At 31.6% G+C, this 24,330-nt stretch carries 20 protein-coding genes; 18 read left to right on the top strand and 2 right to left on the bottom strand.

From position 1 onward, the window contains the following. Positions 1 to 212 precede the first annotated feature (212 nt). The 6 genes from GN138_RS11565 to GN138_RS11540 all read left to right on the top strand — a co-directional run bounded on the left by GN138_RS11565 (position 213) and on the right by GN138_RS11540 (position 9,615). Positions 213 to 3,857 (top strand): DUF4175 family protein, encoded by a 3,645-nt coding sequence (locus tag GN138_RS11565; protein WP_157364157.1) that lies wholly within the window; start codon positions 213 to 215, stop codon positions 3,855 to 3,857. Beyond that, a complete protein-coding gene (gene ybeY, locus GN138_RS11560) occupies positions 3,850 to 4,257 on the top strand; it encodes an rRNA maturation RNase YbeY (RefSeq protein ID WP_157364156.1) in 408 nt (135 codons plus the stop codon). Before GN138_RS11565 ends, ybeY begins: the two co-directional genes overlap by 8 nt. A 279-nt stretch (positions 4,258 to 4,536) precedes the next feature. Then, complete coding sequence (gene mnmG / locus GN138_RS11555; protein ID WP_157364155.1) at positions 4,537 to 6,408, top strand: tRNA uridine-5-carboxymethylaminomethyl(34) synthesis enzyme MnmG; 1,872 nt, start codon at positions 4,537 to 4,539, stop codon at positions 6,406 to 6,408. Positions 6,409 to 6,738: 330 nt separating this feature from the next. Beyond that, entirely contained in the window at positions 6,739 to 7,599 is an 861-nt protein-coding gene (locus GN138_RS11550) for a class I SAM-dependent methyltransferase (RefSeq protein WP_317162747.1), read from the top strand. A gap of 255 nt (positions 7,600 to 7,854) precedes the next feature. Next, positions 7,855 to 8,388 carry an OmpH family outer membrane protein gene (locus tag GN138_RS11545; RefSeq protein WP_157364154.1) on the top strand — a complete coding sequence of 178 codons (534 nt, stop codon included), beginning with the start codon at positions 7,855 to 7,857 and terminating at the stop codon, positions 8,386 to 8,388. 84 nt (positions 8,389 to 8,472) lie between these two features. Further along, positions 8,473 to 9,615 (top strand): MFS transporter, encoded by a 1,143-nt coding sequence (locus tag GN138_RS11540; protein ID WP_157364153.1) that lies wholly within the window; start codon positions 8,473 to 8,475, stop codon positions 9,613 to 9,615. Position 9,616: 1 nt separating this feature from the next. On the opposite strand, the gene GN138_RS11535 is transcribed toward GN138_RS11540, so the two are convergent. Continuing rightward, positions 9,617 to 10,771: a DNA polymerase III subunit gene (locus GN138_RS11535; RefSeq protein WP_157364152.1), complete on the bottom strand. Its 1,155-nt coding sequence runs from the start codon at positions 10,769 to 10,771 to the stop codon at positions 9,617 to 9,619. A 232-nt stretch (positions 10,772 to 11,003) separates the two neighbouring features. Between GN138_RS11535 and GN138_RS11530 the strand changes: the two genes are divergently transcribed. The 3 genes from GN138_RS11530 to GN138_RS11520 all read left to right on the top strand — a co-directional run bounded on the left by GN138_RS11530 (position 11,004) and on the right by GN138_RS11520 (position 14,807). Further along, a complete protein-coding gene (locus tag GN138_RS11530) occupies positions 11,004 to 12,194 on the top strand; it encodes a phosphoglycerate kinase (RefSeq protein ID WP_157364151.1) in 1,191 nt (396 codons plus the stop codon). A 70-nt stretch (positions 12,195 to 12,264) separates the two neighbouring features. Further along, positions 12,265 to 13,803: a LysM peptidoglycan-binding domain-containing protein gene (locus tag GN138_RS11525; protein ID WP_157364150.1), complete on the top strand. Its 1,539-nt coding sequence runs from the start codon at positions 12,265 to 12,267 to the stop codon at positions 13,801 to 13,803. 23 nt (positions 13,804 to 13,826) lie between these two features. Continuing rightward, positions 13,827 to 14,807, top strand: coding sequence for a DUF4837 family protein (locus GN138_RS11520; protein WP_157364149.1), 981 nt, complete (start codon positions 13,827 to 13,829; stop codon positions 14,805 to 14,807). 81 nt (positions 14,808 to 14,888) lie between these two features. On the opposite strand, the gene GN138_RS11515 is transcribed toward GN138_RS11520, so the two are convergent. Next, positions 14,889 to 15,071, bottom strand: a complete 183-nt coding sequence (locus GN138_RS11515; protein WP_157364148.1) for a Sec-independent protein translocase subunit TatA/TatB — start codon at positions 15,069 to 15,071, stop codon at positions 14,889 to 14,891. A gap of 114 nt (positions 15,072 to 15,185) precedes the next feature. Here GN138_RS11515 and GN138_RS11510 point away from each other — a divergent pair, with 114 nt between their 5' ends. The 9 genes from GN138_RS11510 (at position 15,186) to GN138_RS11470 (ending at position 24,327) form a co-directional block, all read left to right on the top strand. Continuing rightward, positions 15,186 to 16,055 carry a M23 family metallopeptidase gene (locus tag GN138_RS11510; protein WP_157364147.1) on the top strand — a complete coding sequence of 290 codons (870 nt, stop codon included), beginning with the start codon at positions 15,186 to 15,188 and terminating at the stop codon, positions 16,053 to 16,055. Then, positions 16,055 to 17,557: a GH3 auxin-responsive promoter family protein gene (locus GN138_RS11505; protein ID WP_157364146.1), complete on the top strand. Its 1,503-nt coding sequence runs from the start codon at positions 16,055 to 16,057 to the stop codon at positions 17,555 to 17,557. Before GN138_RS11510 ends, GN138_RS11505 begins: the two co-directional genes overlap by 1 nt. 36 nt (positions 17,558 to 17,593) lie before the next feature. Continuing rightward, complete coding sequence (locus tag GN138_RS11500) at positions 17,594 to 19,276, top strand: DUF6909 family protein (RefSeq protein ID WP_394366132.1); 1,683 nt, start codon at positions 17,594 to 17,596, stop codon at positions 19,274 to 19,276. Positions 19,277 to 19,279: 3 nt separating this feature from the next. Further along, on the top strand, positions 19,280 to 20,332 hold the full coding sequence (locus tag GN138_RS11495; protein ID WP_157364144.1) for a hypothetical protein: 1,053 nt from the start codon (positions 19,280 to 19,282) through the stop codon (positions 20,330 to 20,332). Next, positions 20,325 to 21,338 carry a dTDP-glucose 4,6-dehydratase gene (gene rfbB / locus GN138_RS11490; RefSeq protein WP_157364143.1) on the top strand — a complete coding sequence of 338 codons (1,014 nt, stop codon included), beginning with the start codon at positions 20,325 to 20,327 and terminating at the stop codon, positions 21,336 to 21,338. Before GN138_RS11495 ends, rfbB begins: the two co-directional genes overlap by 8 nt. 42 nt (positions 21,339 to 21,380) lie before the next feature. Beyond that, positions 21,381 to 22,244, top strand: a complete 864-nt coding sequence (gene rfbA / locus GN138_RS11485; RefSeq protein WP_157364142.1) for a glucose-1-phosphate thymidylyltransferase RfbA — start codon at positions 21,381 to 21,383, stop codon at positions 22,242 to 22,244. A gap of 2 nt (positions 22,245 to 22,246) precedes the next feature. Then, positions 22,247 to 22,795 carry a dTDP-4-dehydrorhamnose 3,5-epimerase gene (gene rfbC / locus GN138_RS11480; protein WP_157364141.1) on the top strand — a complete coding sequence of 183 codons (549 nt, stop codon included), beginning with the start codon at positions 22,247 to 22,249 and terminating at the stop codon, positions 22,793 to 22,795. Next, the gene (gene rfbD / locus GN138_RS11475) at positions 22,789 to 23,640 is read left to right on the top strand and encodes a dTDP-4-dehydrorhamnose reductase (protein WP_157364140.1); all 852 of its coding nucleotides are present in this window, start codon (positions 22,789 to 22,791) and stop codon (positions 23,638 to 23,640) included. The genes rfbC and rfbD overlap by 7 nt, the downstream gene beginning before the upstream one ends. Before the next feature lie 165 nt (positions 23,641 to 23,805). Then, a complete protein-coding gene (locus tag GN138_RS11470; RefSeq protein WP_157364139.1) occupies positions 23,806 to 24,327 on the top strand; it encodes a hypothetical protein in 522 nt (173 codons plus the stop codon). Positions 24,328 to 24,330: the final 3 nt, after the last annotated feature.

Below are 24,330 nucleotides of genomic sequence, written 5' to 3'. Positions count from 1 at the left end.
CGATTAATGGTGCTTGCAATTTTCTAATAAATCGTTTTAAAATCGAAGATTCACGGCATCCTATTTAATAAAATATAAAAGTGAGTAATTTTTGTTTTGTATCAAGACAACTGCAAAGCACATCACGAATTCATCTATAAACTATGGAAACAGATGAGTAAAATGAAAAGAGAAAAAAGAGTAACGCAAATATTAAAAAGACAAATAAAGAATTGACCAATTTCGAAAATATAAAACAAAAACTAGAACAGTTCATAAAGAGGTACTACACCAATGAACTTCTAAAAGGCGCAATACTATTCTTCGCCATTGGCTTACTTTACCTAATTATCACAATTTTCATAGAATACGTACTTTGGTTGAATCCAACGGCCAGAACCATTTTATTTTGGGTATTTATAGCTGTAGAATTAGCCTTATTCGTAAAATTCATCGCCATTCCGTTGTCACATTTATTTAAATTAAGACAAGGTATTAATTACGAAACGGCGTCAAAACTCATCGGAAACCATTTTCCTGAAGTGAACGATAAATTATTAAACGTTTTACAACTCAACCAAAGCCCTCAACAATCCGATTTACTATTAGCAAGTATAGAGCAGAAGTCCCAAGAATTACAACCCATTCCGTTTAAATCTGCGGTTAATTTTAAATCGAATACCAAATACTTAAAGTACGCAGCAATTCCAATCGCAATTCTTTTATTGTCCTTTTTAACAGGAAAAATAAACTGGTTCAGTGATAGTTATGAGCGTGTAGTAAACTACAAAACTGCATACGAGCCACCAGCACCTTTTCAGTTTTTTGTATTAAATGAAAATTTACAAGCTATTGAAAATAAGGATTTTAAGCTGAATATCTCTACCGCAGGAAATGTAATTCCCGAAAACGCACAAATCAAATTCAATGGGCAATCTTACTTTTTACAACAAGTAGCCACTGGCGAATTTCAATACACATTCAGTTTACCAAAAGAAGCTATTGAATTTACATTATCAGCCAACGATGTTACATCAAAACCTTATAAATTAACGGTAGTTAATACACCAAATTTGGTCAATTTTGAAATGGTGTTAGATTATCCATCGCACACCAAAAAGCAAGATGAGGTTTTAAAAAGTACAGGTTCTGCTGTGATACCAGAAGGTACAAATGTCACATGGAAAGCAAAGACAAAATCTACAACAGGTGTTCAAATTTATGCCGAAGACACCTTAAGTTTTAAGTCCAATAGTAACGGAAATTTTGAAGCCTCAAAACGACTTTACAAAAACTACAATTACAGTATTACAACCAGTAATGAGGATTTAAAAGATTACGAGAATTTAGCCTACAACATCAGCGTCGTCAAGGATACTTATCCTGAAATGAAAATCAAGGTGCAAAAAGATTCCGTAGACCAACAGAGTTTATATTTCTATGGACAAGCGAGTGATGATTATGGATTAACCAAGTTACAGTTGGTCTATTATCCTACGGACGATGAGTCTAAAAAAGAGGTAGAACCGATAAATATTTCTAAATCTAATTTTACAGAATTTGTAAGCGCGTTTCCAAATCAATTTAATTTAGAAGACGGAGTAAGTTACCAATTGTATTTTGAAGTTTTTGATAACGATGCCTTACATAAATATAAACGCACCAAAAGTTCTACGTTCAGTTATCGAAAATTAACAAAAGATGAGGAAGAGCAGAAGCAGTTGAATGAGCAGAATGAAACCATAAAAGATATTAGTAAAACATTTAATAAACTTCAAGAACAAGATAAAAAGCTAGAAGAGTTTTCTAAAACCCAAAAGGAAAAAGAAAGTCTAAATTTTAATGATAAGAAGAAATTTGAAGAGTTCTTAAAGCGACAGAAAAATCAAGAACAGTTGATGAAAAATTTCAACAAAAAATTGCAAGATAATTTAGAAGAATTTCAAATAGACGAAAAGAAAGACGACCAGTTCAAAGAAGATTTAAAAGAACGTTTAAAAGAAAACGAAGAGCAATTAAAAAAGGATGAAGAATTGCTTAAAGAATTGGAAGAATTAAAGGATAAAATAAACAAGGAAGAATTCACGCAAAAGCTTGAAGAATTAGCCAAGCAAAACAAGAATAAAAAGCGAAGCATGAAACAGCTTTTAGAATTAACGAAGCGTTTCTATGTGATGAAAAAGGCTGAGAAAATGTCTAATGAATTAGAAAAGCTTTCTGAAAAACAACAAAAATTATCCGAAGAAGACAAAGTAAACAATAAAGAGGCTCAAGATAAATTAAACAAGGAATTTGATAAACTTCAAAAAGAACTTGAAGAATTAAAGCGTGAGGATAGACAACTTCAAAGACCAATGAAAATTGCAAGAGATGAGTTTTTAGAAGATGAAATAAAATTCGACCAAAAGGAAGCTAAAGAAGCGTTAGAAAAGAAAGAAGAAGCTGAATCTAAGGACGACCAAAAAGAAGCGCAAGAACAGAAGCAAAAGGCCAAAAAACAGCAAAAGAAAGCCGCTCAGAAAATCAAACAAATGAGCGACATGATGAAAATGAAAGCTGGAGGAGGTGGTGGAGGCGACCAAATGTCTGAAGATATTGACGCACTTCGTCAAATTTTAGAGAATTTATTATTGTATTCTTTTGACCAAGAAGCGCTCATGGAAACTTTTGAAAGCATTGGAATTAATAACAACAATTACGGAAAATACATCATAGAGCAAAGTAACCTTAGAGAACATTTCGAGCATATTGATGATAGTTTATTTGCACTGTCTTTAAGACAACCAAAGATTTCCGAAAAAGTAAATTCTCAGATTACTGAGGTGTATTTCAATATTGATAAGGCATTGGAGCAATTATGTGAAAATAGATTATATCAAGGTGTCGGAGCGCAACAATACGCGGTAACATCTACTAATGAATTGGCTAGTTTTTTAAGTGATGTTTTAGATAATATGGAAATGCAAATGAATCCTTCACAAGGGGAAGGTGGAGACTCACAATTAGAGGACATTATAATGAGTCAAGAAGAACTCAATAAAAAGATGGAAGAAGGCGTTAAAAAAGGAGAAGAAGGCAAAGAAGGTGACGAGGGAAATGAAGGCGAAGGTGAGAAACCAGGTAACGATGGAAAAGAAGGAAAAGAAGGACAAGGTGAAAAGCCTGGTGAGCAAGGTAAAGCTGGCAAGGAGGGCAAGGCAGGAAAAAGCGGAGAGAATGGAAAGAGTGGCGAAGGACAAGGTAAAAGTGGTCAAGGTGGTAAGTCTGGACAAAATGGGGAACAGCAAGGTGATGGAAACCAAAATGGACAAAAAGATGGTAGAAATGGCAAAGGTGAAGGTGAGAATGGTGAAGGCAAAAATGGTCAAGGAAAAGGAAAAAGTGGAAAAAATGGAGGTGATGGTAATGGTAATGGTGACGGCGAAGGTGATAAGAACGATGGTTATGGTGAAGGAGGAAGTGAAGAACAGAATGGTGAACTTTACAAAATCTACCAGAAACAACAATTATTGCGTCAGGCTTTAGAAGACAAATTTGCAAAGGAAGGAAAGATTGAATCTGCCGGACAATTAATAAAGCAAATGGAAGAGATAGAATTGGATTTATTAAACACCGGTTTCACAAATCAAACCCTTCAAAAAATGATGGATGTGCAGCATCAATTATTAAAATTAGAGAATGCAACCTTTATGCAAGGGCAAGATACTAAGCGTAAATCTGAGACTAATACAGAAGAATTCAATCATAATAATGGAAGTCAGATACCTACAGCAAAACAATATTTTAATACTACTGAGATTTTAAATAGACAAGCGTTACCTTTGCAAAATCATTTAAAAAAGAAAATTCAAGAGTATTTTAATAAAGCCAATGATTAGTTTTAATTACGAAATCGATTTTAATTTAGAGGACGAAGAACATATTTCAACCTGGATATCAAATACCATTCAAGAAGAAAATTGTAAAGAAGGAGATATAAATTACATTTTCTGTTCAGATGATTATTTATATAAATTGAATGTAGATTTTCTAAATCACGATACTTTAACGGACATTATTAGCTTCGATTACTCAGTAGGAAAAGAACTACATGGAGATATTTATATTTCTGTCGATAGAGTGAAGGAAAATGCTTCAGATTATATGGTCTCTTTTGAAGATGAAATGGCAAGAGTTATCATTCATGGAGTACTTCATTATTGTGGTTACAAAGACAAATCAGAAGACGAAGGGAAGTTAATGCGTTCTAAGGAAGATTACTATTTAGGGAAGCGATAAATTTCTTTGAAGAAATAAAGCTCTAATTCGGATAGCAAAAAGCCATTAATGAGAAGAGATTCAATTTCATTGTATATTTGCAGGCTGAAAATTTCGATTATAAAAAACTATGATTGTTCCACGTGGAACAGTTCTTTTTTAGAAGAGAAAACGTTCGAATTTATAGTTCTGAAATTGTTTTAGTATCTCGTAAAAAAGGTTATATATTTTCTGAAACAAGTTGAGAATTATAAATGTGATTTTTTAGGACTCAAGAATAAATTAAGATAAACCAAAGTTATGTTTAACGAAGAATATGATGTTGTAGTTGTTGGAGCAGGACATGCAGGTAGTGAGGCTGCTGCTGCTGCTGCAAATATGGGAAGTAAAACATTGTTAATTACAATGAATCTTCAAAACATTGCACAGATGTCTTGTAATCCTGCTATGGGAGGAATTGCAAAAGGACAAATTGTTAGAGAGATTGATGCGCTTGGTGGTTATAGTGGAATCGTTTCAGATACATCTGCTATACAATTTAAGATGCTTAATAAATCTAAAGGGCCAGCAATGTGGAGTCCAAGAGTGCAATCTGATAGAATGCGTTTTGCTGAAGATTGGAGAATGCTTTTAGAAAAAACTGATAATTTAGATTTCTATCAAGAAATGGTTTCAGGTCTTATTGTAGAAAATCATAAAGTTGTTGGTGTAAAAACATCACTTGGAGTTGAGGTAAGAGCAAAATCTGTTGTTCTCACAAATGGTACTTTTTTAAATGGCTTAATTCATATAGGAGATAAAAATTTTGGTGGTGGAAGAGCAGGTGAAAGAGCTGCAACAGGAATCACAGAACAACTCGTTAATTTAGGTTTTGAATCTGGTAGAATGAAAACGGGAACACCACCTAGAGTGGATGGTCGTTCTTTAGATTTTTCCAAAATGATAGAACAACCTGGAGATGTAAATCCTGAAAAGTTTTCTTATTTAGATACTACAAAGCCATTAACAGAACAACGTTCTTGTCACATGTCTTACACAAGTGAATTGGTTCACGATTTGTTGCGCGAAGGTTTTGACCGTTCACCAATGTTTAATGGTAGAATTAAAAGTGTTGGACCAAGATATTGTCCTTCAATTGAAGATAAGATTAATCGATTTGCTGATAAGGATAGACATCAATTATTTGTGGAACCAGAAGGATGGAATACTTGCGAATATTATATCAATGGATTCTCAACATCCTTACCAGAAGATGTTCAATTTAAGGCATTACGTTCTGTAGTTGGTTTTGAAAATGTTAAGTTCTTTAGACCTGGTTATGCTATAGAGTACGATTATTTTCCACCTACACAATTAAAACATACGTTAGAAACGAAGTTAGTTGAAGGTTTATATTTCGCAGGTCAGATTAATGGAACAACAGGATATGAAGAAGCAGCGTCTCAAGGTTTGATGGCAGGAATTAATGCGAGTTTAAAAGTCCAAGAAAAGGAAGCATTTACATTGCAACGTGATGAAGCTTACATAGGTGTTTTAATAGATGATTTAATTACTAAGGGAACAGAAGAGCCTTATAGAATGTTTACATCGCGAGCTGAATATAGAACGTTGTTAAGGCAAGATAACGCAGATTTTAGATTGACACCAAAAGGATATAAATTGGGTTTAGCTTCAGAACAGCGTCTAAGACGTATGGAAGAAAAACAAGCTAAATCGGAAGCTTTTGTTCAATTTTTTAGAGACACTAGTGTTACGCCAGAAGAAGCAAATCCGGTTTTAGAGTCAAAAAATTCTGCATTAGTGAAACAGCAAGACAAAATGTTTAAGTTGTATGCAAGACCTAATATTACAATAGAAGATGTTAGAAAATTTGAAGCTGTAGAGAATTATATTCAAGCTAATGATTTGGATAGGGAAGTGATAGAACAAACAGAGATTCAAGTTAAATACGCTGGTTATATTGAAAAAGAAAAGAACAATGCAGATAAACTTAATAGACTTGAAAATTTAAAAATTCCTGCTGATTTTGATTATTCAAAATTGAAATCTATGAGTATTGAGGCAAGACAAAAACTAAATAAAATACAACCTGTAACCATTTCTCAGGCATCTCGAATTAGTGGAGTTTCACCTAATGATATTTCTGTCTTATTAGTTTATTTAGGTCGCTAAATATCTTTTAAATAGGAAATCGAAGTTTCAGCGAAGCTAATCTCATGAAACATTATTTTAATGTTCCACGTGAAACAAATTGTTTTATTTGTGCAAATAAACACCCCTAAAGTCCCCTCAAGGGGACAATCGTTCTATTAATATTTAGTGGTTCTGATTATAAATATTTGTTTTAAATAGACCTTTTTTATCAGTAAATAAAATTTTTAAAATATAAATTGTCCCCTTGAGCGGACTTTAGGGGTGTTAGAAAAACGATTAAGATTATAAGAATAAATTTAGTTCAAGTTCAAAATTACTATTTGATAAACCATTATTACCTTCGAATTAGTGCCAAACAATAAACCAACATACCTAACCCTAAAAGACCATTCCGTTTCAAAAGAAGAGTTCCAATTGTTATACAATAAGGCACTCGATATGTTAGAAACTTATCCAGAACCTAAAGGTGAAAAACTTTCAGAATATTATAAAAGTGAAGATTATATTTCGCATACAGATACGAAGCGAAATCTATTAGAATTTGCCTATCACAAAGTGAGGGCAATTTCTCTAAAGCGAAAACTTAAATTAATCAATTCTTTTCAATCAGAAACAAAACAACTTTTAGATATAGGATGCGGAACAGGTGATTTTTTACAAACGGCTTTAAATGATAATTGGAATATTACAGGAATAGAACCAAATGAAAGCGCAAGACAAATTGCAAATTCCAAAACCAACAATGCTGTCTATGAAACCGAAGAATTATCAAAATTAAAACCTAACAGTTTTGATGTGATTACGCTATGGCATGTGCTAGAGCATTTACCAGATTTAGAAATGCACACGGCATTATTTAAATCCTTATTAAAGCCAAATGGTACTTTGGTCATTGCAGTTCCTAACTATAAAAGTTACGATGCGCAGTATTACAAAAACTTTTGGGCAGCTTATGATGTGCCAAGACATCTTTGGCATTTTTCTAAAACATCGATTTTAGAATTATTCAAAAAGAAAAGTATGACTTTAGAAAATATCTTACCAATGAAATTTGATGCTTATTACGTATGTTTACTTTCAGAAAAATATAAATCTGGATATATGAATGCTGTGAAAGCATTTTGGATTGCTTGGCAATCAAACCGGAAAGCAAAACGCTCTAAAGAGTATTCTTCACATATTTATATGCTTAAGAATGCTAATTTGTGATTTAAACACCTTCTTTATTTACTTCTTAGAGCGTAAGGCCTAAATATACCAGAAATTTTAGAAATGCGCTTAAAACGTCTTAAATGAAGTCGTTTTTAATAGGTTTTAAAAATAAAGGAGTCTGTTTTCTATAGAAAATATCAATATTTAAATTTTTCGATATTTCAGAGACTAAGTTTTATACATTTGCAAAAATTAAATTGAAACATAACAAGAAAGATTTTAGATTTCATAAAAAGTAAATAACAAGACAAAATGAAAAAAATAATTTTAGGTTTAATAATTTTAGTTGGAGCGGCTTCTTGCCAAGAACAACAAAAAATCGCTTTTGTAGATAATGCAAAAGTGGTGAACGAATTTAATAAGAAAGTTGATTTTGAGGCAAACTTTAAAACCAAAATAGATGCTTTTAATAAAAAGGCAGATAGTCTTAATAAAATGATCCAAATGGAAGCGCAAGCTTTTCAAGCGTCAGCATCAAAAATGAAGCAAAGTGTAGCAGAAGAAAAATACAATACGCTCTTGCAGAAAAAACAAATGCAAGATTATCAAATAAGCAATGAAGAAAAAGCTTTAACTGCAGAAGGGCAAAAGCAATTAGATACTATAGTAAAAGAAGTAAAAGCTTTTATTAAAGATTATGGTAAAACTAATGGATATACTTATATTCTAGGTGCTAACGATGCCGGAAGTGTTTTATATGGTAATGATACAAATGATATTACAGAAGAAATACTTTCAGCGTTAAATAAAGATTCTGAAAAAGAAGACGTTAAGTCTGAAGAATAAATTTCAACATTTTGAAATGAAATAATCTTAGAGTCAGGTGAAAAGCTTGACTTTTTTTAGTTTAAATAAAAACAACTATTGCGTTTGAAAACTAAACAAACAAATAGAATTGCCTTAAGTGTCTATTTTTTTCTGTCTGGTTTGTGTTTTGCCACTTGGGCATCTCGTATTCCTACGTTAAAGGAATTTTTTAATTTAAATGACGCTCAATTAGGTAGTATTTTACTTGTAATGCCAATAGCTGCTTTAATAGGTACAGTATCATCTGGCTGGTTAATTTCTAAATTTAATAATAGAGATTTACTACTGTTTTCTTTTCTATTTTTTGCCTTTGCTCTATTAGGAATAAGCCTTGTGCAAAGCACGTTTCTTTTAATTATTGTTTTGGCAATATTCTCTATTTGCATGCGTGTTTTAAATATTGCAATGAATGCGCAATCTATTACGTTACAAAGTCTGTTTGATAAAAAAATTATTGGTTCCTTTCATGGTATTTGGAGTCTTGGAGGTGTTATAGGCGTCTTATTTTCTACAATTATGGTAGAGTTTAGGGTTAATATTAAAAATCACTTCTTAATTGTTGCTTTAATAACCATTATTGCTGTTATGGCAGCTTATAAAAACACGCTAACAAAGGATAAATCTACTACAGGAAATAAGTTAATTATTGGTAAACCAGACCCATTTATATTTTATTTAGGTTTACTGATCTTTTTTGCTGCTTTATGTGAAGGAGGTATGTTTGATTGGAGTGGTATATATTTTAAAGAAGTGGTTAAAGAAGAGGTATTTACCTATGGTTATTTAATTTTTATGATTTTTATGGCATCATCGCGTTTTTTTCTAGACCAAATTCTAGATAAAATAGGTATGCCAAAGCTCTATATCATTAGTGGTTTGTTAATTTCTACAGGTACTTTAACTACTATTTTATTACCAAAATTTTGGACCGCTTTAATAGGCTTTTGCTTAGTAGGAATAGGTGTTTCAGCTATTTTTCCTATGACTTATATTTTGGCCGGTAAATCAAAAAAGTATTCGCCAGGCATGGCTATTTCAATAATAGGTACTTATGCAATTGTAGGCATGTTTATTGGGCCACCATTAATAGGCTATTTATCGCATAATTTTGGGTTAAAAAAGGCCTTTTTTACCTTAGTGTTTTGTGGAGCCATGTTTATACCAATTTCTCAATTGTTTTTTAAAACTCAAAAAGATAATCTATAGTTTATTCAGATTTTTTATGTAATAATCTAGTAAGTTTTATAGATAAATCCGTTAAAATTATCTTAGAATTACCATTACGCTCTATGTGATAAATAGCATCTTGCAATTGCTCTGAGATTTCCATAATATTAGAATTATGAACAAAAGGCGCAAAGTTTTCAAGCTTAAAATTATCTGATTTTGGTTCTAAATACACCAATTCATTGGCCTTATAATTAAGTAGTAAGGCCTGTCTAAAATAATCTAAGCAAAAGTTGAGAAATTTCTTCTGAGTTTCTCGTCCTGTTTTAGCAATTTCTTCAGACCAAGAAATTAAATCGTGAATAGCCGCTTTATTACCTTTAGCTTTAAATGCAGAACGAATCCATATAACAAACCATTTTTCAAATTGTATATCTTCACTATCTTGGTAAATTAAATCGCAAGCTTTGTTGTAATTTCCATTAGCCTGATGTGCAATTTTAATAGCAATAGATTGCTCAATTTGATAGTTTTTAACCAAAGCTTCAGAAATAGCGTCCTCAGCTAAAGGCGGAAAATGTAAAATTTGACAACGCGAGCGTATTGTATTAATAATTTGCTCCTCATCTTCAGCAATAAGTATAAATATGGTTTTTTCTGGTGGCTCTTCAATGAGTTTAAGTAGTTTGTTTGCACTAGCTGAATTCATCTTTTCGGCCATCCAAATTAGCATTACCTTGTAACCACCTTCGTAAGATTTTAGTGTCAGAGATTTTACAATTTGTAAGGCTTCTTCAACACCAATTTGCCCTTGTTTATTATCAACGCCAAGCATTTTATACCAATCGAATAGGTTACCATAAGGTTGTTGGTCTAGGAGTTGTCGCCATTCTTCGAGATAAAAACTAGAAACGGGTTTACTTTTTACCTTATCACTTGTGGTTACCGGAAAAGCAAAATGTAAATCTGGATGCGAATAGTTTTTAAATTTAAGATTACAACTGTCGTTTCCTCCACTATTTTCGCCATTGGTATTATTGCAAAGTATATACTGTGCATAAGCTAAAGCCATAGGTAACGTACCAGAACCTTCCGGACCAACAAATAATTGTGCATGCGCTATTCTACCAGCATCAACGCTTGTGGTAAGATGATTTTTAATATGTTTTTGCCCTAAAACTTCAGAAAATTGCATAACGCAAAACTATGTTTTTTTTATCAATCTGTTATTTAAATTTTAGATGGAAGATATACGTAAAATCTTTAATTGAATTTTTTGTTTAAAAATTACGTAATTACGAAAAGGTTATCGTAAATAATAGTGTGTTATTACTTAATTGGAACACTATGAAGTCTATATTTTAACTTTCAAATCTTTATATTTGTTATTCAAAATAAAAAATTTTTCACAACTTATTTATATTCTCATGAAGACACTAAACGATTTCAATTTTCAAAATAAAAAAGCACTAATCAGAGTAGATTTTAATGTGCCATTAAATGATAATTTTGATGTTACAGACGCAACTAGAATTGTATCTGCAAAACCAACAATTATTAAAATTTTAGAAGATGGTGGAAGCTGTGTTTTAATGTCGCACTTAGGCAGACCAAAAGGTGTACAAGAGGAGTTTTCTTTAAAACACATTATTCCAAAAATTGAAGATATTCTTGGTGTAGAAGTCAAATTTGCTAGTGATTGTGTTGGAGAAGAAGCTGAAGAAAAAGCAAATGCATTGCAACCTGGTGAAATTTTATTACTTGAAAATTTAAGATTTCATGATGAAGAAAAGCAAGGAGATAAGGCCTTTGCAGAGCAGTTATCTAAATTAGGTGATGTTTATGTAAACGATGCCTTTGGTACAGCACACAGGGCACATGCCTCTACTACAATTGTAGCTGAGTTTTTTAAAGATGCTAAATGCTTTGGAAGTTTATTGGCTAAAGAAATAGAGAGTATAAAAAAGGTATTAGAAGATGGAGAAAAGCCTGTTTTAGCAGTTCTTGGAGGAGCTAAAGTATCTTCAAAAATTACGGTCATTGAAAATATCTTAGACAAAGTAGATCATTTAATTATTGGTGGAGGAATGACGTTTACCTTCATTAAAGCAAGAGGAGGCAAGGTTGGTGATTCTATCTGCGAAGATGATAAAATGGAATTAGCATTAGATATTTTAAAGCAAGCCGAAGCAAAAGGAGTACAAGTTCATTTACCAGTAGATGTTATAGCTGCCGATGCATTTAGCAATGATGCAAATACACAACTTGTTGATGTTTTTAATATACCAGATGGATGGCAAGGTTTAGATGCAGGACATAAGTCTATAGAGATTTTTGATGATGTTGTTAACAAATGCAATACCATTTTATGGAATGGTCCTTTAGGTGTTTTTGAAATGGAAACCTTTTCTAAAGGAACTATAGCACTTGGTAATTCTATAGCCAATGCTACCAAAAATGGTGCTTTTTCTTTAGTTGGAGGAGGAGATTCTGTAGCAGCCGTAAAAGAATTTGGTTTTGAAGATAAGGTAAGTTATGTAAGTACAGGAGGAGGAGCTATGCTAGAAAGCCTAGAAGGTAAAACACTTCCAGGTATTGCTGCCATATTAGAAGAGTAGTAAAAAAACACTATTTTTAGCGATTCTAACGTTATTGTAACGTTGCTTAATAAGAATCAATTTTCAAACCATGACATCAAAAATGTTTTTATGGGCTTGCTTATGCTTGTCTTTTTTTAATGGATTTTCGCAAATAAAAACGGATAGTATTAGTTCATCTAAAGGAAAAGTTATAGATGGTAAGCTTTTTTCAAATGAAAAAGATATCAAAGCCAAAACAGATACTTTTGATATAAAAACCTTAAAAGATTTACCAGAAGCTGCTGAATTAGATGAAAAATGGTTAAAAGAGCTTTATAGTAATTCACTTTATGATACTATATATAAATCTGTAACTGAATTAGATTATAAACCCGTTTACTATCCAGATTTACCTACAGATACCTTAAAGGCTAGGTTAGCAACATTAAATGCTAGAACACCGTTTAATGTAGAATATAATCCTTCATTAGAAAGTGTAATAAAGGGGTATTTAAAACATAGACGATCGTCTATGGAGCGTTTAATGGGCTTAAGTCATTTTTACTTTCCAATGTTTGAACAAGAGTTTGACAACCATGATATTCCACTAGAAATGAAATATTTGGCCATAGTAGAATCTGCTTTAAAACCTAGAGCACGCTCTAGAGTAGGAGCAACAGGTTTATGGCAGTTTATGTATGGTACTGGAAAGGAACACAATTTAAATGTTAGTAGCTATGTAGATGATAGAAGAGATCCTATTAAATCTACAACAGCGGCTGCAGAATATTTAGGAAGAATGTACCGAATTTTTGGAGATTGGGATTTGGCTTTGGCAGCATATAATTCTGGACCTGGAAATGTAAATAAAGCTATAAGACGATCTGGTGGCTATAAGAATTATTGGAATATAAGAAGTAATTTACCGAGAGAAACGGCGGGTTATGTTCCGGCCTTTTTGGCAACTATGTATATTTTTGAATATGCCGAAGAACACGGTTTTAAACCAGAAAGACCACCTTTTCAATTAATAGAAACAGATACAGTACATGTAAAAAGAATGATTTCTTTAGATCATATTGCAGAGGCAACAGGTATTAAAATTGAGGAATTACAGTTTCTAAATCCTTCATATAAATTAGATATTATTCCAAAGATTGAAGGTAAAACTCATGTATTAAGATTACCTAGAGCAGCCGTAGGTACTTTTGTAACCAATGAAAATCTTATTTACGACTTTGCAAAGACAGAATTTGATCAACGAGAAAAACCTTTGCCGCAACTTTTTAACGCAGATACTAAAGTAAGTTACAGAGTAAAAAACGGAGATTATTTAGGTAAAATTGCCAGAAAATATGGTGTTAGAGTAAGCCAATTAAAACAATGGAATGGCTTAAGAAGTAATAATCTAAAAATAGGACAAAGGTTAATCGTTTATCCAAGAAATAGAGGTGCAATTACTGTATCATCTCCACCTAAAAAAGTAATTAATACTGAAGGAAAACAAACCTATAAAGTGAAGTCGGGTGATTCACTTTGGACCATTGCTCAGAAATTTCCGGGTGTATCAGTTCAAAATATAAAAGATTGGAATAAAATTAGCAGTAATAAACTTAAAATTGGAACAATTCTTGTTGTTTCACAGTAATTAACCAATTAAAACTTAAATCTATGAAAGCGATTTACACTCTATTATTTTGTGTATTGTTATTGTCTTGTGGAGAAACCAAAAAAGATGATGGCAAAAAATACTTACCAGACTCTAATGGAAATTTAAACACATTATCTGTTGTTGTAGATAACATGTTATGGGAAGACAATATTGGTGAAAATATTAGGAAGATATTTGCAGCACCTTTAAATGGTTTACCAACAGATGAACCAATGTATGATGTAAGACAAATTCCACCTCAAGTTTTTGATGGATTTGCAGCACGTAGTAGAATTGTTTTAAAAATTGAAAAGGGAGATGTAGAGTCAACAACAAAAATGCTTCATGAGGCTTACGCTAAACCACAAACAGTTGTTGTTGTAGCAGGTAAAACAGATAAAGAAATTATAGCGCAATTAACAGAGAATAAGTACAAAATTCTCGATGCATTTAATAAAGAAGAAGTAAAGGAGAATTTAAGACGTATTAATCTGTCTTTAATGGATGATAAAGCCATGGAAGATAAATTAGGTATCACTATTGATATTCCTTCAGCTTATAGAATAGGTAAGGCAGAAGATGACTTCTTTTGGATTAGAAAAAGTCTTTCTAACACAAAAACAATTGATTTAATGCTTTATGAAGTACCAATAGAAACCATTTCTAAAGGCGATAGTACAATCGTAGATATTGTTAAAATGCGAAACAAAATCACTAAAGAAAAAATTCTTGGAGAAGACGGTATTTATATGGCAGTAGAAGAAGCATATGCGCCATCTTTATTTACAACTATAATAGACAATAAACCAGCTTACGAGGTAAGAGGAATGTGGGATATGCAAGGTTACAGTATGGGAGGGCCATTTATTACCTATGCCATAGAAGATAAAATTAATAATAGATATTTGGTTGCAGATGGCTATGTTTATGCACCATCATTACCTAAACGAGACTATGTTTTTGAGTTAGAAGCTATGATTAAATCTATTGTAATAAATTAAGCTTTTAATTTTATTCAATTAAAAAAAGGTCTTCTAAAAATTATTTAGAAGACCTTTTTTTATAACGTAACTTAATTGTTGTTATTCTTTTTCCTTTAAATCTTTAGTATCATCTTTACTAGCGTCTTTAAACTCCTTTATTCCGCTACCTAAGCCCTTCATTAATTCAGGTATTTTTTTACCACCAAACAACAAAAGTATCGCAAGACCAATAATTACGTATTGCCATGGTCCAATGAACAAAAATATATTGCTGAAAATCATAATTTTAAAATTTAGATTACAAAGTTAGTAATTATAGTTTAAATAAAACGTTGTATTAACAACTTTAGGACTTTAAAATGGTACTATTTGAGTATTTTAATTAATTTTGTTTTAATGGCAAAAAAGAAAATAAAGGAAAAGAAATTAGCTAAAAAACTACTACATAAGTATCGTTTAGTCATATTAAACGAAGATACTTTTGAAGAACGTTTTGCTATTAAGTTAACACGTCTTAATGTTTTTATTTTAACATCAATATCTGCTATTTCACTGGTTTTTCTAACGGTTTTATTAATTGCTTTTACACCATTACGAGAATACATTCCTGGCTATTCGTCAGCAAAATTAAAGAAGGAAGCTACAATGCTTAACTACAAAACGGATTCTTTAGTTCAAAAACTAGAAGTTGATAAATTATACTATGCTTCAATAAGAAAAGTGTTAACAGGTGACGTTTCATCATTAGAATTAAATAGAGATTCTTTAATAGAAGCAGCTAAAAATGATTTAGATATTCTACAAGTACCAACAAATAGAGAAGACTCATTATTACGTGAAAAAGTGGGTAAAGAAGATAAATATAATTTGTTTGAAATTGCTGGTGACCAATCTAGTTATGTGCTTTTTCCACCAGTTAATGGTACCATTTCAGAACGTTATAATTTAGAAGAAAAGCATTTTGCTGTAGATGTTGTTGTCCCAGAAAACACACCAGTTAAAGCAACAGCAGACGGAACCGTTATTTTTGCAGAATGGACTGTAGAAACAGGTTATGTAGTTATCATAGAACACAATAGAGAATTAATTTCTGTATATAAACACAATGCTGCAATTACAAAATCTCAAGGAGATTTAGTTAAATCTGGGGAAGTAATTGCTATGTCTGGTAATAGCGGAGAATTAACCACAGGACCACATCTTCATTTTGAGTTATGGAGTAAAGGATATCCTGTAAACCCAACAAATTTTATAGATTTTGAATAATGCCATCAATTAAAGTCGCTCTTTCAAAACCGTTTGCAAAATATATTGCAAAAAAAATTAAAAAATGGTCATCTAAACCTATCGAAACCCAACATAAAGTTTTTAAGAATTTAATAGCAGAAGCTAAACAAACAGCATTTGGTAAGGACCATAATTTTAGTTCAATTTCGTCTTTTAAAGACTTTCAAAACAATGTTCCTGTAAGAGATTACGAAGAGTTAAAACCTTATGTAGAACGTGTTGTTGCAGGTGAGGAAGATGTCCTCTGGAAAGGCAAACCTATTTACTTTGCAAAAACCTCTGGAACAACTTCTGGTGCAAAATACATTCCTATCACCAAGGAGAGCATGCCAACACATGTTAATGCTGCTAGAAATGCAATACTGCTTTATATTCATGAAACAGGAAATGCAAAGTTTGTAGATGGTAAAATGATTTTTCTTCAAGGCAGTCCAATTTTAGACGAAAAGAATGGTATTAAACTCGGTAGGTTATCAGGAATTGTAGCGCATTATGTGCCTAAATATCTTCAAAAAAATAGAATGCCTAGTTTAAAAACCAATTGTATTGAGGATTGGGAAACTAAGGTAGATGCTATTGTAGAGGAAACCATAAATGAAGACATGAGTATTATCTCTGGTATTCCGTCTTGGGTACAAATGTATTTTGAAAAGTTAATTGAAAAATCAGGAAAAAGTGTTGGTGACCTTTTTAAGAACTTCAATCTTTTCATTTTTGGAGGTGTAAATTACGAACCATACAGGGCAAAATTTGAGAATTTAATAGGCAGAAAAGTAGATAGTATAGAATTGTATCCTGCGAGTGAAGGGTTTTTTGCATTTCAAGATAAACAAGATGAAAAAGGCATGTTACTTCAGTTAGATTCAGGAATTTTTTATGAGTTTATAGAAGCAGAGCACTTCTTTGAAGATAACCCAAAACGTATCACAATTGCAGATGTAAAGTTAAGTGTAAATTATGTTATGATTATTTCTACAACAGCAGGACTTTGGGCATACAATATTGGAGATACTGTTCAGTTTACATCACTAAAACCTTACAGAGTTATTGTAAGTGGAAGAATTAAGCATTTTATATCGGCTTTTGGAGAACATGTTATAGGAAAAGAAGTAGAACAAGCCTTAAGGGAAGCCACAGAAAATACCTCAATTTCGGTTAATGAGTTTACGGTTGCGCCGCAAATAAATCCTGAAGAAGGCTTGCCATACCACGAGTGGTTAATAGAGTTTGAAAACGAACCAGAAAATGAGGCTCAATTAATTGAAGGTTTAGAAGCCTCATTAAAACAACAAAATTCGTATTATTTAGATTTAATAGATGGTAAAGTTTTAAGACCTTTAAAAATTACAAAAATTAAGAAAGACGGATTTCAATCTTACATGAAATCTATTGGGAAGTTAGGTGGACAAAATAAAATTCCAAGATTATCTAATGACCGAAAAATAGCTGACAGTCTGTACCAATTTAATCTGACTAAATAAAGCTATATTTGTGTGTTAAAGTAATGAATGAATTCAATGAAAAAAATAGATAAAAGAACTAGAGCACAAGAAAGTTCTAGCGCCATAGAACGCATGTATATTACAATGCGTCACCTCTTTAATCGTGGGTTTTATAAACCTATGGGAGTTTCGGGTGAAACACTAAGGGAAGCCTTATTGCTTTTAAGACCAGAAATATATGGTTCTATTGGAGAGGAAAAAGCAGAATTAGAAGGTTTACTTTATGTTGTAGACAGATTACCTCAAGGTATTGAAGAATGTACGTTTATAAACCTTACAAGTGATGAAGGTTATGGAAATTCGCATTTTAAAGCTATAATTCCACCTAAAAGAAGACGTAATTGCTATCGCATTGACGATGAACAAATGAACATAGAAATTACCAGAGGGCGTTCTGAAATATATGATATTTTAACACACCTTACCTTCTTGTTTGTTGAGTCTCATAAAATAAGCAAACGTGTTATTATTGACGAAGATGGTTCAACAGTTAGAGATTGGAATAAATTAGAAAATGCCGTTACATCAACCAAAAAGTTAACCCAAAAGGAACGCGAAATTGCTATTACGCATACGGCCAATATTTTAGGAAGAACATTTAATGAATTAACGGAAGCATATCCAAAATTTGCAACAGATAATCAGCCAGAACGTTTATTACATATTGTATACTGGTTAGGTAAGTTGGCTATTGAAGAAACCATTAATAATAACAAACGAACTATTACATTTAGTCCGGTTTTAAGAGAGCGTTTAGGTCATCATATTCACGGAGAAATATGGGCAGATACTATTAAATCTACACTACACAAACATGGTTTATTAGAGCGACCAATTCACATTATTAGTGCAAATATGCACAGTGTAATGAATTCGCTGTTTGCAAAAGGAACACTTAAAGGCGCTGAGCTTAAAAAAGACATATTTGAAACCTATGAATCTTTAAGTGATTCTAAGAATGGAGCATTGCGCAATAAAGTAGAAAAGTCAGCGTTGCAAAGTGGAATGATTCAAATAAAAGACACCTCTGGTACCAATATAGATGTTCAGATTTTTGACACCGATAAAATAGATTTTTCTAAAACAGATTTTAAATATTTAGAGGAAGTGGTGGAGAATAAAGCTGTCATTTTTGTTATGGATTATGCGTTTGGAGAGCAAGCCTATGAAACCTTAGATGAATTTTTAAAACCAATAAAGGTTGATGGTAAAAAGATTCATTTAGATGTAAAGTCTATTTCTATAATGGGTAAAGCCGGAATTTTAGAAGGCGGAAAAGGTGACGTAATGATACCTAATGCTCACATTTTTGAAGGTACAGCAGATAACTACCCTTTTAAAAACGAATTAAGCAAAAACGATTTATCAGATTGTGGCGTTGATGTTTATGAAGGTACAATGGTAACGGTTTTAGGGACTTCGCTTCAAAATAAAGAGATATTAAAATTCTTTAAGAATTCTACATGGAACGTTATTGGTCTAGAAATGGAAGGCGCACATTATCAAAAGGCCATACAAGCAGCATCTAGAGTGCGAGGCAGTATTAATGAAGACGTTAAAGTAAGATATGCATATTACGCTAGTGATAATCCATTAGAAACAGGGAGCACATTAGCTTCAGGAGGCTTAGGAACTTCAGGTGTAAAACCTACATATGTAATTACAAAAAAGATATTAGAACAAATATTTAATTCATAAAATATGAGTGAAAAATTACCACAACAGCCAAATAACGAAGAGGTTGATTTAGGACAATTATTCAATGCTATAGGTCGTTTATTTGAAAGGTTATTTGCATTTATTGGAAGTGTTTTTAAGGGCATTTTCTCGGCGATTATATACGTTATAAAACCCTTGGTAGATAATTTTAAAATTGTGGTATCAGTTCTTGTTATCTCGGCCATATTAGGTTACATCTATGAAAAATCTAAAGATCCAATTTATTTTTCAGAAATGGTGGTTAAACCACATTTTGATTCTAAATATCAACTGGCTACTAATATTGGATATTTTAATACCTTGATAGGTTCACAAAACTATATTGAATTATCTAATATTTTTAAAATAGATACTTCTGATGCAAAAACATTGGTGAGTTTTGAGTTAGAAGCTGGTCCAGAATCACAAAACGATTTGTTTATAGAATATGATGAGTACGTACAGTCAGTGGATACTTCTTTGGTTGATGAGTTAAGTTTTATTGATTATATAAACAATAGAGATTTAATGTCTAGTAGATTATTCGCGATAAAGTCTAAATCTACTAAGATTGATATTTTCCCTCATTTACAAAAAGGGTTTAAGGAGACATTTGAGAACGATTTTTCCGGACATCAAAAAAAGGTTAGAGATACTTTAGCGTATATAGAACAAGAATCCTTAAAAATGCAATTGGATCGACTAGACAGCATTCAAAAAACGTATTTAGAAGCAATTAAAAATGATTCTAAAAATTCAAATTTATCTCTGGGATTAGGCAATGTTTTACCGCTTCAAGAAGAGAAAACAGCGACTAAGGAATTCGATTTATTTTTAAGAGAACTTAGCTTGAGGAGAGAATTAAGTCTCTTAAATAAAACAGTTGCTGAAGAAAATACATTTTATGATATTCTTTCTCCTTTTGATAAAATTGGTAAAAAAGACTACAGTTTTAAGCAACGTTACTCTTTATTGTTTCCTCTAATTTTATTAGTGCTTTTTCTATTTTTCTTTTTGTTTTTAAAAGTATTTAAATTCATTAAAAACTATGAATAAAAAAATTCTTGTAACTGGAGGTGCTGGTTTTATAGGTGCAAATTTTATTACTTATTTATTAAATACTAATACAGATATTGAAGTTGTTAATCTAGACCTATTAACCTATGCAGGTGACCTTGCTAATTTAACTGCATTAGAGTCAAATAATAATTATACTTTTATTAAAGGTGACATTTGCGACACCCAGTTAGTGGAAGCATTGTTTGAGCAATATAAATTTTCTGGAGTTATACATTTTGCCGCAGAATCTCATGTAGATAATTCTATAAAAAATCCCGATGCATTTATTAATACAAATGTATATGGCACATTCAATCTTTTAAATGTTGCAAAAAAGCATTGGATGGAAGCACCATTTTTATTTAAAGATGGTTGCAAAAACAATAGGTTTCATCATATTTCTACAGATGAGGTGTATGGTACATTAGGTGAAACAGGTTTATTTACAGAAAAAACACCTTATGCACCTAACAGTCCTTATAGTGCCTCTAAAGCATCTTCAGATTTTATTGTAAGAAGTTATTTTCACACCTACGGAATGAATGTGGTAACTACTAATTGTAGCAATAATTACGGACCTAAACAACACGATGAAAAGCTAATTCCAACAATAATAAGAAAAGCAATTAATAATGACCCAATTCCTATTTATGGAGATGGAAAAAACATTAGAGATTGGTTGTATGTAGAAGATCATTGTAAAGGAATTTATTTAGCCTTTAAAAATGGCAATCCAGGAGAAACTTATAATATTGGTGGTAAAAACGAACGTACTAACTTATATATTGCTAATAAAATCTGTGATATTTTAGATGAATTATTACCAAAATCTAAATCGTATTCTGAGCAAATTTCATTTGTAAAAGATAGACCTGGACATGATTTTAGATACGCAATTGATGCCTCTAAAATAGAGGACGATTTAAACTGGAAAGCCGACGAAAATTTTGAAAGTGGTATTATTAAAACTATTGAGTGGTATCTAGATAAATACAAAAAATAATTAATTATAATTTTTGATTAAAAAGTATAACAAACCAATAATATGAAAGGAATAGTTTTAGCAGGCGGATCTGGCACAAGATTACATCCATTAACCTTGGCTGTGAGTAAACAATTAATGCCTATATACGATAAGCCTATGATATATTATCCCGTATCCACTTTAATGTGGTCTGGGATAAGAGATATTCTCATTATTTCTACACCTCAAGATTTACCATTATTTCAAAAATTATTAGGCGATGGTAAATCTTATGGTTGTAACTTTCAGTACGCAGTACAAGAGGCTCCAAATGGTTTGGCAGAAGCCTTTATCATAGGAGAAGAATTTATTGGTAATGATAAAGTAGCATTAATATTAGGTGATAATATATTTTATGGTTCTGGTTTATCAGAATTACTTCAACAAAATAATGATCCAGAAGGCGGAATTATTTACGCGTATCATGTACACGACCCAGAACGCTATGGTGTTGTAGAGTTTGATGCTAATGATGTTGCTATCTCAATTGAAGAAAAACCAGAACATCCTAAATCTAATTACGCTGTTCCTGGTATTTATTTTTACGATAATACAGTGGTAGAAATAGCAAAAAATATAAAACCAAGTAAAAGAGGAGAGTTAGAAATTACAGATGTAAACAAGGCTTATTTAAAAAAGGGAAAGTTAAAAGTAAGTGTATTAGATAAGGGTACAGCTTGGTTAGACACAGGTACTTTTCAATCTTTAATGCAAGCGTCCCAATTTGTACAAGTTATAGAAGAGCGCCAAGGCTTAAAAATTGGTGCTATAGAAGAAGCAGCTTTTAAAATGGGATACATAGATAAATCCCAATTTAAAAAAGTCATTCAACCATTAACTAAAAGCGGTTATGGTAAACATTTATTAAGCTTAGTATCTGAATAATTATGACGATAAAAGAGACTAAATTAAAAGGGTGTTTTATTCTTCAACCTCAAATTTTTAAAGATAAACGAGGTTATTTTATTGAGTCTTTCAATCAACAAACTTTTAATGCAAAATTAGGATTAGATATTCAGTTTGTACAAGATAATGAATCTAAGTCATCTAGAGGTGTTTTAAGAGGTTTACACTATCAAATGGGCGAATATGCTCAAGCAAAACTTGTACGTGTTGTTAAAGGGGGTGTTTTAGATGTTGCTGTAGATATGAGAAAGGATTCCCAAACGTTTGGAGAACATATTTCTGTTGAATTAACTGAAGAAAACAAAACACAATTATTTGTACCTAGAGGATTTGCTCATGGATTTATAGTTCTAGAAGACGAAACTATTTTTAGTTATAAATGCGATAATTTTTATAATAAAGCCTCTGAAGCAGGCGTAATTTATAACGACGAAGATTTAAATATCAACTGGCAACTACAATCGTCTGACTTTATACTATCAGACAAAGATTTGTTATTGCCTAAATTTAAAGATGCACAATCATGTTAAAAGTATTAGTTACTGGAGGAGGAGGTCAGCTGGCTCAATGTATTAAAAGTGTAGCTGGTTTATACCCAAAGCTTAAGTTTACATATAAAACATCCTCAGAACTAGATATTACTAATAAAGATGAGGTTGAGTCTACTTTTAATTTTCAGGCCTTTGATTATTGTATTAATTGTGCGGCTTACACCAATGTAGATAAGGCAGAATCTGAAAAGGAGTTGGCCTATAAAATTAACGTATTAGGGCCTAAATATTTAGCAGAAACGTGCAGTAAACACCAAGTAACATTAATACATGTTTCTACAGATTTTGTGTTTGATGGTAATGCATCAAAACCATATAAAGAAACTGATAGTACAAATCCTATTGGTGTATATGGAAAAACTAAGTTAGAAGGCGAACAGCAAATTATAAACACAATAAAAAATCATTTTATTATAAGAACATCATGGTTATATTCTGAGTTTGGTAACAACTTTTTAAAAACCATGCTAAGATTGGCTGATCAAAGAGATGAACTAGGCGTTGTAGGTGATCAAATAGGTAGCCCAACCTATGCTATAGATTTGGCAGTGGTGATAGTAGAATTAATTGAATCTAAAAACAACGCATACGGTGTTTACCATTATAGTAATAAAGGAGTTATTAGCTGGTATGATTTTGCCAAGGAAATTTTTAGATTAAACCAAAGCAACATTCAATTAAATAAAATAGGAACTAAAGATTACCCAACACCTGCTAAAAGACCAAAATATAGTGTATTAGATACTTCTAAAATATCTCAAATATTAGATAAAAAAACTCTAAATTGGAAGGACAGTTTAGTTGTAGCTATTTCAAAATTGTAGTACTTTTGATAATTAAATATACTCAACTCTGCCTTCTAATTTACCACTTATAACAATATTGGGCTTCAATTTATTAATTTTTTTCATCTACATTCTCAAAATAAGACCGCTTGTTATACAAGATTACTATTGTATCTTTGTTTTAAGATTTTAAAACACAATTTCATGAGAAAAGTATTAGTAGTTTTTATTTTGCTAACACTTTTTTGTTGTGAGGAAAAAAATAAATCTTCTTCAATTGATAAAGCTAAAGTAAAACAAGGATTTTTAACCGTTATAGTAAAAGCTACTGTCTTAGAAGATGATATTTTTAATATGTTTTTTTCAGAGCACATTTTTAGTCAATATAGGTCAGACAATCAGGTAAGCGTGGGTGTAAAAGGAAGCAAAAAAATCCAAGAGTTAGTTTTTAATCTTCCTGAAGAAATATACCCAGTAAAACTTCGTTTTGATGTTGGGTCTAAAAAGCATAATTCCGTTATTAAAATTGATGAAGTCGTTTTTTCTTCTGGTAATAATAAAAAGATAATTAATTCTAATGAGTTCAACTTAATTTTTAAACCAAACAAACACTTAGTTAAAACAGACGGAATAAATACATATAAAAGACAAACAATAAATAATTTCTATGACCCATTTTTTATCACAGTAAATATTAGTGATATGGTAACGAATTTATTTAAGTAGAGT

Source organism: Winogradskyella endarachnes, from assembly GCF_009741275.1.
GTDB lineage: Bacteria > Bacteroidota > Bacteroidia > Flavobacteriales > Flavobacteriaceae > Winogradskyella > Winogradskyella endarachnes.
Note: the sequence above shows the minus strand (reverse complement) of the source record. Positions and strands in the feature narration are given on the sequence as shown.

Excerpts from the sequence above, each read along its gene's own strand:
- GN138_RS11530 (WP_157364151.1), top strand. The coding sequence starts at position 11,004 with ATGAAGACACTAAACGATTTCAATTTTCAAAATAAAAAAGCACTAATC.
- GN138_RS11510 (WP_157364147.1), top strand. The coding sequence starts at position 15,186 with ATGGCAAAAAAGAAAATAAAGGAAAAGAAATTAGCTAAAAAACTACTA.
- mnmG (WP_157364155.1), top strand. The coding sequence starts at position 4,537 with ATGTTTAACGAAGAATATGATGTTGTAGTTGTTGGAGCAGGACATGCA.
- GN138_RS11535 (WP_157364152.1), bottom strand. The coding sequence starts at position 10,771 with ATGCAATTTTCTGAAGTTTTAGGGCAAAAACATATTAAAAATCATCTT.
- GN138_RS11545 (WP_157364154.1), top strand. The coding sequence starts at position 7,855 with ATGAAAAAAATAATTTTAGGTTTAATAATTTTAGTTGGAGCGGCTTCT.
- GN138_RS11505 (WP_157364146.1), top strand. The coding sequence starts at position 16,055 with ATGCCATCAATTAAAGTCGCTCTTTCAAAACCGTTTGCAAAATATATT.
- rfbA (WP_157364142.1), top strand. The coding sequence starts at position 21,381 with ATGAAAGGAATAGTTTTAGCAGGCGGATCTGGCACAAGATTACATCCA.
- GN138_RS11520 (WP_157364149.1), top strand. The coding sequence starts at position 13,827 with ATGAAAGCGATTTACACTCTATTATTTTGTGTATTGTTATTGTCTTGT.
- rfbD (WP_157364140.1), top strand. The coding sequence starts at position 22,789 with ATGTTAAAAGTATTAGTTACTGGAGGAGGAGGTCAGCTGGCTCAATGT.
- rfbB (WP_157364143.1), top strand. The coding sequence starts at position 20,325 with ATGAATAAAAAAATTCTTGTAACTGGAGGTGCTGGTTTTATAGGTGCA.
- GN138_RS11515 (WP_157364148.1), bottom strand. The coding sequence starts at position 15,071 with ATGATTTTCAGCAATATATTTTTGTTCATTGGACCATGGCAATACGTA.
- GN138_RS11525 (WP_157364150.1), top strand. The coding sequence starts at position 12,265 with ATGACATCAAAAATGTTTTTATGGGCTTGCTTATGCTTGTCTTTTTTT.
- GN138_RS11500 (WP_394366132.1), top strand. The coding sequence starts at position 17,594 with ATGAAAAAAATAGATAAAAGAACTAGAGCACAAGAAAGTTCTAGCGCC.
- GN138_RS11470 (WP_157364139.1), top strand. The coding sequence starts at position 23,806 with ATGAGAAAAGTATTAGTAGTTTTTATTTTGCTAACACTTTTTTGTTGT.
- ybeY (WP_157364156.1), top strand. The coding sequence starts at position 3,850 with ATGATTAGTTTTAATTACGAAATCGATTTTAATTTAGAGGACGAAGAA.
- GN138_RS11495 (WP_157364144.1), top strand. The coding sequence starts at position 19,280 with ATGAGTGAAAAATTACCACAACAGCCAAATAACGAAGAGGTTGATTTA.
- rfbC (WP_157364141.1), top strand. The coding sequence starts at position 22,247 with ATGACGATAAAAGAGACTAAATTAAAAGGGTGTTTTATTCTTCAACCT.